The 11,970-nt window shown below is 42.3% G+C and carries 10 protein-coding genes; 8 read left to right on the top strand and 2 right to left on the bottom strand.

The window, feature by feature from the left end; all coding sequences use genetic code 11:
• The first annotated feature begins 48 nt into the window (after positions 1–48).
• The 4 genes from B2089_RS01805 (at position 49) to B2089_RS01790 (ending at position 5,230) form a co-directional block, all read left to right on the top strand.
• Positions 49–1,011 carry a PLP-dependent cysteine synthase family protein gene (locus tag B2089_RS01805; RefSeq protein ID WP_296323804.1) on the top strand — a complete coding sequence of 321 codons (963 nt, stop codon included), beginning with the start codon at positions 49–51 and terminating at the stop codon, positions 1,009–1,011.
• A 273-nt stretch (positions 1,012–1,284) separates the two neighbouring features.
• Complete coding sequence (locus tag B2089_RS01800) at positions 1,285–2,391, top strand: ABC transporter substrate-binding protein (protein ID WP_296323807.1); 1,107 nt, start codon at positions 1,285–1,287, stop codon at positions 2,389–2,391.
• A 21-nt stretch (positions 2,392–2,412) separates the two neighbouring features.
• A complete protein-coding gene (locus tag B2089_RS01795) occupies positions 2,413–3,870 on the top strand; it encodes a nitrogenase component 1 (RefSeq protein ID WP_296323810.1) in 1,458 nt (485 codons plus the stop codon).
• 13 nt (positions 3,871–3,883) lie between these two features.
• On the top strand, positions 3,884–5,230 hold the full coding sequence (locus B2089_RS01790) for a nitrogenase component 1 (RefSeq protein ID WP_296323813.1): 1,347 nt from the start codon (positions 3,884–3,886) through the stop codon (positions 5,228–5,230).
• Between the two features lie 54 nt (positions 5,231–5,284).
• Here B2089_RS01790 and B2089_RS01785 read toward each other — a convergent pair whose 3' ends face one another.
• Entirely contained in the window at positions 5,285–6,187 is a 903-nt protein-coding gene (locus B2089_RS01785; protein WP_296323818.1) for a helix-turn-helix domain-containing protein, read from the bottom strand.
• A gap of 80 nt (positions 6,188–6,267) precedes the next feature.
• Positions 6,268–7,056 (bottom strand): alpha/beta hydrolase, encoded by a 789-nt coding sequence (locus tag B2089_RS01780; RefSeq protein ID WP_296323826.1) that lies wholly within the window; start codon positions 7,054–7,056, stop codon positions 6,268–6,270.
• Positions 7,057–7,363: 307 nt separating this feature from the next.
• Here B2089_RS01780 and B2089_RS01775 point away from each other — a divergent pair, with 307 nt between their 5' ends.
• The 4 genes from B2089_RS01775 to B2089_RS01760 all read left to right on the top strand — a co-directional run bounded on the left by B2089_RS01775 (position 7,364) and on the right by B2089_RS01760 (position 11,860).
• Complete coding sequence (locus tag B2089_RS01775) at positions 7,364–8,419, top strand: methionine ABC transporter ATP-binding protein (protein ID WP_296323829.1); 1,056 nt, start codon at positions 7,364–7,366, stop codon at positions 8,417–8,419.
• 255 nt (positions 8,420–8,674) lie between these two features.
• Positions 8,675–9,355 carry a methionine ABC transporter permease gene (locus B2089_RS01770; RefSeq protein ID WP_296323831.1) on the top strand — a complete coding sequence of 227 codons (681 nt, stop codon included), beginning with the start codon at positions 8,675–8,677 and terminating at the stop codon, positions 9,353–9,355.
• Between the two features lie 386 nt (positions 9,356–9,741).
• Entirely contained in the window at positions 9,742–10,872 is a 1,131-nt protein-coding gene (locus B2089_RS01765) for a ribonuclease III domain-containing protein (RefSeq protein ID WP_296685593.1), read from the top strand.
• Positions 10,865–11,860 (top strand): HNH endonuclease signature motif containing protein, encoded by a 996-nt coding sequence (locus B2089_RS01760; RefSeq protein WP_296685591.1) that lies wholly within the window; start codon positions 10,865–10,867, stop codon positions 11,858–11,860. Before B2089_RS01765 ends, B2089_RS01760 begins: the two co-directional genes overlap by 8 nt.
• Positions 11,861–11,970: the final 110 nt, after the last annotated feature.

Genomic DNA, 11,970 nt, shown 5'->3' with positions numbered 1-11,970 from the left:
AATATCCTGCGACATTGTAAAAAAAATTAAAAAGAAGAGGCAAATAAAATGGGAAAAATTTATCACTCAATCGTAGAGCTGGTGGGAAACACACCGCTTCTGGAACTCGACAATTACGAGAAAAAACTGGGGCTTGAGGCACATATTCTTGCAAAGCTGGAATATTACAATCCTGCAGGCAGCGTAAAAGACAGAATCGCACTGGGCATGATTGAAGCGGCGGAAGAATCTGGAAAACTGAATGAAAACTCCATTCTTGTGGAAATGACCACGGGAAACACTGGAATTGGAATTGCGGCGCTTGCAGCTGCAAAAGGCTATAAATCACGCATTTACATGACAGACGGCGTAAGTGTTGAACGCACTCAGACAATCGAAGCCTATGGCGGTGACGTGATTTTCCAGAGTACTGTTCCAGAACTTACAGAAACTTTAAAGGCGACAAACAACGACTTCTTCGCAGCTCAGGACGAGCTTAAAAAGAAACTGGACAAGGAACCGAATGTATTCTTTGTGAATCAGACTTCAAACAAGGCAAATCCTGGTTCCCATTATAAAACGACAGGTCCTGAAATCTGGCGGGACACGGATGGAAAAGTTGACATTTTTGTTTCTGGTGCGGGTACTGGCGGCACAATCAGCGGAACCGGACGATATTTGAAGGAAAAAAATAAAAATGTTCACATTGTTGCCATTCAGCCAAAAATCGAGGAGACAGGAATCACTGGAATCCATCCGATTGAAGGCCTTCCGAAAACTCAGCTTCCTGGAAATCTTGATTATTCCGTGATTGACGAGCGGCTTACGATTGAACTTCAGGATTCTTACGATGCGGCACGGCTTCTTGCAAAAACTGAAGGCGTCCTGATTGGAATTTCAAGTGGAGCTGCCCTTCATGCAGCGACAGAAATTGCCAGGCGGCCGGAGAACAAGGGAAAGACAATTGTCGTCATCTTCCCTGACACAGGATTGAGATATTTAAGTACACCGTTGTTTTCAAGAGAGTCATAACAAAAGTTAAAACTTTTTACAAGCTTAACACTGGACTGAGAATTTGCGAATCTACGGATTCGCGTATTTGCGGTCCAGTTTTTTTTGCCCTGAGAATGTTTATCCATAAAAATTGCAGTTTTCAGAGGTCCTATAATCTTTAGCTATAGATTCAATCAAATTTATTTATATATATTTTTTTTTGATAACCTCCATAGAAAAGTTGTATTTCTCAAAGTTTTTCTTTTTCGGTATAAAAAGAGCATCATTTAATACACAAGGAGAAATCAGCCTATGAAAAAAAAATTGAAGGTAATAAAATTTTTGTTGGGAATTGAGATTACATCGCTTTTCCTTTCGTCTTGTCTTTTCGTCTCTTGCAGCAAAAAAAAAGATGCTGATATTCCGGCGCTTAAGTTTATTGATGCGATAACATCAAATTATTCTCCGATTACCCATATAGCCGCTGAAAATAAAATCGCTGATAAATACGGCGTGCATCCTCAAATCGAGTTTTCAGATACGATTGAGCCACTTCTGACGGGAAAAGCTGACGGTCGGCTGAATGGACTTCCTCCTTCTGTCCTTAATGCAGCAAATGGCGCGGACATCTTCATCTTCGCCGGAACCATGAGCGGCGGCCACATTATTTTTGCAAACAAAAAAGTAGCAGGGGAACTTTCCGACCCTAGGAATTACAGGGGACATTCGATAGGCGTCCGACCTCAGGTAACGAATCAGTTTGTCCTTCCTGCGGCCTTGAAAGAAAAATTCGGATATACGGAGAAAGATTATACGCTCAAATATTATGACAGCGATAACGCGGCGCTTGCGGCCTGTGCCAAAGGTGATGTTGACATTGCACCCGTGTACTATGCGGAACGTGAAACTGCATTGTCGCTCGGCCTTGTTCAAATTGCAGAACTTGTTGATCTTTTCCCGGATTACGCATGCTGCCGCCAGACTGCAAATGGACAAAAACTTCGTTCAGACAGAAATTTGTTTGTTTCCTGGACAAAATCATTGATTGTCGCATGGAAAGTGTATGTCCAGAACCATGATGAAGCCCTTCGAGTCGTTCAAAAAATCACGAAGCAGGATGAAAACTGGGCCTACGACCACATCTACAATGACGAGATTACGGCGCATATTTCCTTTCATCCGGATCCTGATTATAACGGAGTCCTTGCGCAGTACGGCATCTACAAGGATTTGGGATATGTAAGCGAGAATCCACGCCCGCTTGTGGAGTTTTTCGACATTTCGATTTACGCCGATGCGCTGCAGTCGGTCATCGGGGAAAATCCGGAGGACAGCTTTTATAAGGACATGTGGGCATATTTTGTAAGGCACAATGATAAATATCCTGATTTTTATAAAAATTATCCGCGGGAAATATAAAAATAAGCGGGGAGGTACTAAATGAGTGTAAACATCAATAATCCAGAAGTGCAGAACCGGGATCACAGGCTTGGGACAGTCATTACATTCCATGGCTCGGCACAACAGCTCGTTGAACAGTCAAATGAGCGGAAAGTCAAGGACTTGGGGCGTGCGTTCAGCCAGTGCAGCGACTGTTCGCAGCGTGTGTGTGAAAGTCAGCTTTATGCGATTCGTGGGGCTGCTGTCATCGTTCATGCTCCAATCGGATGCTGCTCTCCGGAGGTGATTCAGTCAAGCACGGCTTCATTTGCAAAGAACAGGAATCTGAAGCCTGCAGATGTCCATGTCCTCTGCTCAAACATTTCCGTAAAAGATACCGTTTACGGCGGACTTGAAAAGCTGCGTACTGCAATTGATGAGGCCAGCCGACGCTTTTCTCCGACGGCAATTTTCATTCAGTCATCATGTGCGGCAGGAATCGTCGGTGATGATATTGAAAGTGTCGCTGATGAAAAGGAAGATGAACTTGGAATCCCGATAATTCCCATCTATTGCGAGGGATTCAAGTCAAAAACATGGTCTTCTGGATTTGACGCGGCCTTTCATGGAATCCTGCGGAAAATCGTAAAGCCCTGTGCCAAAAAAGATGAAAATATGGTCAATGTACTTAATTTTAACGGCGTAGATACATTCAATCCATTGTTGGAAAAACTTCATCTTCATGGAAATCTCTTTTTGCCGCACTCAACTGTTGAGCAGCTTTCCCATATATCCGAGGCCCTGTGCACGACGCAGATTTGTGAAACCCTCGGCTCATATATTGGTGAGGCACTTGAGGAAAAATTCGGTGTGCCTCAGCTGAAATCGAATTCTCCCTACGGCCTGGCATGGACGGATGAATGGGTCCGGGCACTTGCAAAAATTTCAAACCGCGTGGATTTGGGTGAAGAGGTCATTGCCTCGGAGCATAAGCGGATTCAAAAGGAATTGGATGCAATAAAGTCAAAGCTTTCAGGGAAAAAGGCCTATATTTTTGCAGGCGATTCATTCTCGCATATTTTCGGTGTCATGGCAAAAGAACTCGGCCTTGAAATCTGCGGAATTGCCTCTCTTCATCATGACCAGGTTCGTGATTCAGCGGCTGAGGAACTTAATTCCCTTCAGCGGATGATTGATGAAATAGGTGACGTTACGAATTTTACTGTCTGTAACAAGCAGCCTTACCTGATGATAAAAATCCTGAAAAAATACGACATTGACATTCTGATTTCACGGCACTTCAACGCCGGAGTCATTGGAACAAGGCTTGGAATCCCTTCATTCAGAATTACAGATCCAAATGCAATCATGGGATACGATGGTTTCCTGAATTTTGCCAAAGAAATTCTGAGCGTCATTGAGACTAAGAATTTTTACAAGACGATTGGAGAGCATACTGTTCTGCCGTACAGCAAATGGTGGCTTGAACACAATAACCCATATTATTTTGATAAATAAAGGAAGTGAATATATGAATTCAATTATTGAACAACCCCGATTTACCTGTGCACTTGGTGCTCAACAGACTGTTCTTGCCATTCCCAGGGCTTTTCCCATTGTTCATGCCGGTCCAGGCTGTGCTTCCCGCCTGTTTCGCTTTATGTCCGATGAGTGTGGAAATCAGGGAGAAACATACAATGGCGGCGGTCATATTACTTCAACGAATACAACGGAAACTGAAGTCGTTTTTGGCGGAGAAAAGAAACTGCATGAAACAGTCGAAAGCGCGCTGAAAATTCTGGACGGTGATTTGTTTGTCATTCTTTCCGGATGCACAACGGGAATTATCGGAGATGACATTGATTCAATCGCATCTGAATTCCGGGATGAGGGATACCCTGTCATCGCCGCGGAAACATCAGGATTTAAGGGAAACAATTATTTTGGACATGATCTGGTTTTAAAATCAATCATCAATCAGTTTGTCGGTCAGGTCAGGCCAAACGTAAAGAAAGGCCTGGTGAATGTGTTTTCTGTCGTCCCGAATCAGGATCCTTTCTGGCGCGGTGACCTTGAAGAAATCAAGCGGATTCTGACTGGAATCGGGCTTGAAGTTCAGATTCTGTTCGGAAATGAATCAGCCGGAATCTCAGAATGGAAAAATATTCCGAACGCAGAATTCAATCTGCTCCTTTCTCCCTGGGTCGGAAAAGAGACCGTTGAGCTTCTCAAGGAAAAATACGGAACTCCTTATCTGCATTATCCGATTCTTCCAGTTGGCGGAGCAGCGACCGGGAAATTCCTTCGGGAGGTTGGAAAATTTGCAAGACTGGATTCAGAAATCGTTGAGGCATTCATAAAAAAGGAAGAGAAACGCTTTTACAATTATTTCGGGGGGCTTGCTGATTTCATAACTTATTCCCACGGAAAGCTTCCGTTTGATTTGTATACGGTCGGGGACTGCGAATATGCATTTGGCGTGATTGATTTTCTTGTAAATGAGCTTGGCTTTACCCACAGGAAGACATTCATTACTGATGCCCCACAGTCTGACGCGGCCAGAAAAAATATTGCAGAGAATGCCGCTCGAATTGTTCCTGCGACAAAAGACTTGCTGGTCTTTGAGGATGACGGCGGAAAAATCACCAGACAGCTTTATGATTCAATCGACAGTTCAAGAAAATGCGTAATTTTCGGAAGCACATGGGAAGAAATTGTTGCTGACCGAAGTGAAAATTACAGCGTATTGTTTTCCATGCCGCTTTCCAGGGATGTCATACTCGGAAAGAGTTTTGCCGGCTATAATGGAGGTCTTCGCCTGGTGGAAGAACTGTATTCCGGCATGTTCAAGTCAAAAAAACTGGAAAAAGCGGTATAGGGATTTCTCTACAGGGGCTGCGCCCCCGTACCCCACACACATTATCAGATACGACTATTCTGCCCGGACTTCACCAGGGGTTTTCTGATATTTCTGTTTAAAAAGTCTTTCAAGATGAGTCGAATCAGCGAATCCGGTTTGCTCTGCAATGCGCTCTACTGGAAGGTCAGTATCTTTGAGAAGGGAACGTGCAATGGTCAGTCGAAGATCAATAAGATACTGAATGACTGTCATCCCCGTCTCTTCCTTAAAACGGCGGTTAAAGTCAGTCCTGTTTGTTCCGAACTGACTGCACAGCGATGAAAGAGTAATTTTTTTATCGTAAGAGCGGGCAAGATAATCGAGAACAGGCTTTAAAAACGAAGAAACAGCCGTTACATTCACGGCTTTGTTTTCGTCCTGCCTGAGCTCAAACAACTGTGCCAGGAAAAAAAGAATTTCTGTCAGAAAAGAGCGTGTCTTGCAGGGCCACCACCCAGAATCTTGTTTTTCGAGCTGAAACTGAGCCTTGTCCATCAGTTCAAGGATGTGCTGCCTGTCTTCAGGATTGATAAAACGCACATAGTTCAGTGTACTGCTGTTTACAAAGGCCTTTAAAATCATCCGGTTTTCGATGACTTCGCTTTCAGCATCCATCCCACGCTGGCGTATGTTTTCAAAATCAAGTTTTTTATTTAAAAATCGGGGATTAAAAAGAAAAATCCGGCATTTTATTCCGTCCTGCACTTCCGGCGGAATTTTTATGGAGTCTTTTTCGCTCAAACAAAGAACAGATGGCGAGATTATCTGAACAATCCGTTCGTTTATCTCCGAAGAAAAATTCCCTTCCGTAAAAAGAATGATTCTGAACCTGTCGCCAATTTTTTCTTCAATTTGCGAGCCTGTAAACTCAGCGGTGACATACACCGGCTCAATCCGAAGTTTAGATGAATTGATTGCTGTCGTTGAATACTCCATCGCCTTTCCCTATGGCTCAATTAAAACATAAAACCCGCAGTAAGTTAAGGAGGGAACCTCACTGCGGGAAAGAATTATTTTTATTTTGAGAATCTTGCAAGGAAGGCCTCAGCTGCTTTCCAGCTTGCGGCATTTCCTTCGGTTGCTTCGTAGAGAGCCTGAGAACCGTGCTTGCTGTCTGTTTCAGGCACGAAATAGGTCTTGTCGCTCTGAGCGATTGCATCAAAAATCGGCTGTGCATCTTTCTTTTCTGACGGACGGGAAGTAACGAATACCGGAACTTTCACATCTTTTGCTTCAGTTGCAATCCAGTCAGCAGCTTTTCCAAGGTCTGCAAAATATTCTCCCGGTGAGAATGCAAGATATGCAGCAATTTTATCTGAATTAGACTTTACCAGTGTAAAACCGAGGCTTGAAGAATATGATGATCCCCAAAGAATAATTTTCTTTTCTGAAAGTTTTGAAGCAAAATCAATTGCACTCTGAATATCTTGAACGGCATCAAGATAGGTAGTTCCCTTTCCGGCACTTTCGGCAGCAAGTTTTGTCGCATTATCAACATTGTTCTTTGTTTTTCCAGAACGCTGGTCAATTGCGACTGCGTTGAATCCGAGAAGATTAAGTTTTGGTGCGATTTCAAGATATTCTCCTCGTGACCAGTTGGCCCGATGGCACAAAAGGATTAAAGGCGCATCATTTCCATACGGCATGTACATATCTGCCGTTACAGGAAGTCCATCCTGTGAAGGAAATGAAACTGTGACCGGCGCATCAACTTTTTTAGGCTCTGCTTTTTCTACGGATGCACATGAACTGAATACGCTTCCGATAAGAAAAGATACAGCGATAACATTTAACATTTTTTTCATAAATACTCCTTGCAACCTCGTGGTATTTCCCCGTGTGCAGGAGTATATTCGCATATTTTTAATTCGCAAATAATTGCAGAAATGCAGAAGAAATCGGCAAATATGCAGGAAAAATCTTTTTAGCCTTAATTTCGAGTTTTTAATTTGCAGTGAGTTTTAACAAAAAAGTTGTCATTGTCGGGATTGCCCCTACAATCTTTTGCAAATTTTTCGCCTATTGACTAGATAGGTTGTTATCAATAGAATGTCACTTATTAAAACCTACTAATTTAATAGGTTTTAATAAAATGCTCCCAAAGGGGTGACTATGAGCGACAACACAATCATTGAACTAAAAGACATCACGAAAACCTTCGTTCAGGACGGAAAGACTTTCAATGCCGTCGAAAATGCTTCGGTGACGGTAGAGAAGGGCGACATCTTCGGAATCATCGGCTTTTCCGGGGCGGGAAAGTCAACTTTAGTGCGGACGATTAATTTGCTCGGCCGCCCGACTTCCGGAAGCGTCATCGTCAAGGGCAAGGATTTTCTTTCTCTGAGTCAGAAAGACCTTCGTGAAGAAAGAAAAAAAATCGGAATGATTTTTCAGCACTTCAACTTGATGAAAAGCCGCAATGTTTTTGACAATGTGGCTTTTCCCCTGAAACGGAGCGGCCTGACTAAGAGCGAGATTTCAGAAAAAGTCCATTCGCTTTTGAAGCTGGTGGAAATTGACGAAAAGGCGGCGAATTTCCCAAGCCAGCTTTCCGGCGGGCAAAAGCAGCGGGTCGCCATTGCCCGCGCTCTTGCCAACGAGCCGGACATCCTTTTGTGTGACGAGGCAACGAGCGCGCTTGATCCAACAACGACAAAATCAATCCTTAAACTGCTGAAAAAGCTCAAAGACCAGCTTTCACTTACAATCGTAATCATCACCCACCAGATGGAAGTAATCAAGGAAATCTGCGACAAGGTTGCGGTCATGGAAAAAGGCCGCATCGTAGAGCAGGGGGATGTCTTTACGATTTTCGCAAATCCTCAGAATGAAGTGACCAAACGCTTTATCCGCTCCACATCAAATCTCTCAAAAGTGGAGGAGCTGATTGCCCAAGATTCGCCGGTGGTTCGCCTGGAAAAGGACGAAAAGCTGGTGCGATTCACTTATATAAAGAAGAATGTTTCCGAGCCGCTGATTTCGGCAATTTCAAGGCTTTATGAGGTGACGATTAACATCATCTTCGCGGAAATTGAAATCGTGCAGGATGCCCCAATCGGCGGAACGGTGGCGATTGTGAGCGGAGAGGCAGGCACGATAGACAGGGCGTTAAAGCATATTGCGGCTATGGATGTCGGGGTCGAGGTACTGAAGACAGGAACGGAGTAATTTTGACGCAGATGGACGCAGATTAACGCGGATTTTTTTTCACATATATCTGCGTTTATCTTTGTTTATCCGCGTCTAATACTTGGGGGCGTTGCGGGGTACGGTTCAGGCACAGCCTTCACCGAGACTCGACTAAAAACTTGCCTCGCAAGTTTTTTCGCTTTAAGCGACCGTCTCCCTACCCCGCAGAGAGGGTAGCGGAAAACGCGAAGCGGTTGGAGCGAGGGGGAGACTTCCCCCTTCAAGGAGGATTTTATGACTGATTTTATTGAGACGATTCTGCCCAATGTGGCAAAACACCCGGAGAGATTTTTTAACGGGCTTCTGGAAACTTTTATCATGACACTCTGGTCGGGGGCGATTAGTTTTGTGCTGGGGCTTTTGATTGGAATCATCATTACCGTGACAAAAAAAGGCGCTATCTTAGAGAACAGGCCTGTCTATCAGATTTTTGACAAGCTGATTAACCTTTTCCGCTCGATTCCCTTCATTATTCTGCTGACCGGTGTTATGCCTCTGAGCCGTGCGATTATGGGAACGGCCATTGGAGTGCGGGGTGCGATTGTACCTCTGATTTTCGGTACGGTGCCCTTTTTCAGCCGTCAGATTGAGAGTGCCCTTGCCGAAGTTGACGACGGACTGATTGAGGCCGCTGAAAGCATGGGACTTTCACCCTTTGATATTATTTTCCGAGTGTATCTGAAAGAAAGCGTTGGTCCGATTGTGCGGGGAACGACGATAACCACGGTGAGCCTGATTGGTCTTACCGCTATGGCTGGTGCCGTCGGAGCGGGCGGCCTGGGAAATTACGCCATTATGTACGGCCACGACAGAAATCAGCTGGATGTGACCTGGCTTACCATTGTGGTCCTCGTGATTGTGGTGAACTTGATTCAGCTTGGGGGAAACAGGATTATCAAGAGGAACAGGCATTAGGGAAAGGAAAAGTGGTGCCAAAAGGTGTAAAAATTTTGGAAAATTATGTGTCAAAAAGTGTGAAATTTCTATTGAAAATTACACTTTTTGGCATATAAACTCTTAAAGCCTTGCATGAAAAAACACTTTTCGCGCTTTCCTTTATGGAGAATGAGTAGCTTGACAAATCCAAGAATTTCCATAGAATACAAATTATAGGCACAAAAGAGCCAAAGTAGCATTTCTAAAATTATTTTGCTTGTCATGTCTTGATGCAAGTTGAGCGTAGCAATCAGAGTTTTCTTAGTTTTTCTATTCCCTGATTCTTTTTCCTAAGCCAGACATTTTAATTTTCTCATTTTGTTTGTTAGGATTATTGTGCCTAAATTTAATTTTAGGAGCATTTTATGACACGTCCAGACATTGATTTTGTACAAAGCGGAATCAACTACACATTCAAAAACTTGCAGCTTTTGGAGCAAGCTTTCACTCGCAAATCTTATTCATCGGAACACCCGAAAGTTCAGAATAATGAAGTTCTTGAGTTTTACGGTGATGAAATTCTCGACTTCTTTGTTACAAAGCAACTTTACGAACGATTCTCAAAAATCGTAAACAAAGAGCTTATTTCTGAAAAAACTGAGGGAGAGCTGACAAAATTAAAATCAATTCTCGTCAGCAAAGATAGTCTTGCCCGCTGTATGTACAATTTTGGTTTCTCTGAGTTCCTATATCTCGGAAAAAGTGATGAGGAAAATGATGTCAGAAAGTCTGCTTCCGTAAACGAAGATTTGTTTGAGGCAATTATCGGGGCTGTTGCGGCAGATTGCAATTGGGATTATCCGCAACTGGAAAAAGTCTGCAAGACCATGCTTCAAATGGAAACTGTAAACAATTATCTGACAGTTCTCGTTAAGGAAAAATCTCATGCACTTGGCTTTGGAGAGCCTGGATACCATCCAATGTATTGGCAAATCGAAAATGGAAAAGATATAGAACCTCATAACTTTTTTAATAACGGTTACTTAGGAGTGCATGAATATTGTACTTCAAAAAATCCAAAAACAGGTCTGCATGAATATTTTGTAGCAATTGGCGGATACAACTTTAAGGGAACTGGAGACGGTACTTTTCAGGCAAAACTTGATGCGGATAAAAAAGCATATCACTTTTTATGTCAGGAAGAAATAAAAAGAAATTTCCAAAATCTTGATTTCTCAAATCCTGCAAGCACACTACATGAATTGATTCAAAAGAAAGTCATCATGGAAGTTCGCTATGAGTTTACAGAATACCATGACGAAAATGGAAATCCAATCTGGAACTGCAAGGCTTTTTTGGAAGGTTACGGACAATTTTCAGCGGAAAACATCTCAAAAAAACAAGTGAAACAAGATGTATCACTAAAATTGTTGCGTTTCATCACGGACACCGTTATTGAGAAATCTGACAAATGGAATATAGCGGTAAGGTATTCAGGACTTATGGAACTGGAAAAGAGGGGAATAGATTGGAGAAGAGGACAGAATAATGACTAATACCACAAATATAAATGATTACACACAAGAAAAAACTTGCAGATATAAAGATGAAATTTATTCAGTTCGTGATAATGGTGCTGTTATGCGACATTCGCGAGATTCTGGAAGAAAACGACCGCTTGATAACGAATGGACTTTTGGAAATCCAGATAAAAGCAATGGATACTTATTTATTGCCAGAATCCAAATTCATAGAATTGTTGCGACGGCTTTTCACGGAGAAGCACCTTCCAAAGAACATGTCGTAGACCATAAAAATACAAATAAACAGGATAACAGACCTGAAAATCTACGCTGGGTAACAAAACTTGAGAATATAATTCTAAACCCCATTACATGCAAAAAAATTATGTATTTAACAGGCAAGCCAATTGACTATGTTCTTCATCACATAGAAATATTGCACAAAATAGATTTGCCTTCCGATATATCCTGGATGCGTAGGGTAACAGAACAGGAAGGTAAAAATTGCTATGAAAATCTTCTTCATTGGGCAAATGAAGATACAATCCGACCAACAGAAAAACGAGGAAAAATTGGAGAATGGATTTATCAAAGAAGATTTTTTGCAGAAATCAATAAGAATAATCATTTGATTTATACCAAAACAGAAAATGCAGTACATGATAGAAATCGAATGAAACTTCCGTCTGAATATCCAAGTTGCCCAACTGGAGAGCATGAACACACCTTAGATGAATATCTTGCGAATTTAAAACATGGTGACTTGTTCTTTAAAACAGCATATTCAAAGTCTTTAGTTGAAGAAGCTGTTATTCATAAAAATAAAATAATTGTAAGGTCTAGAGCGGCTGATTTAAATGCAATTAAAAAATTTCATGTATCAACAGTTTCTTTGGTAAACAACACTTTTGTTCATGAACTTTATAAATCTTGCTTTCATGAAGACAGTTCGCAAAAGTATTTTACTATTCTTCAGGGCAAAGAATGGACTGGAGGAGCTGTTTTCGATGATTTCTGCTAAAAGACATGGTATAATTAAAATCAACTTGAGTAATAAAAGAGGTCGAATTGAGTTTATCATGGCGAACGCTGACATAATTTCTGAAACAAACTATGCACCTGCGGTGTATA

Origin of the sequence: Treponema sp. UBA3813 (assembly GCA_002368605.1) — a bacterium.
Classification (GTDB): domain Bacteria; phylum Spirochaetota; class Spirochaetia; order Treponematales; family Treponemataceae; genus Treponema_D.
Note: the sequence above shows the minus strand (reverse complement) of the source record. Positions and strands in the feature narration are given on the sequence as shown.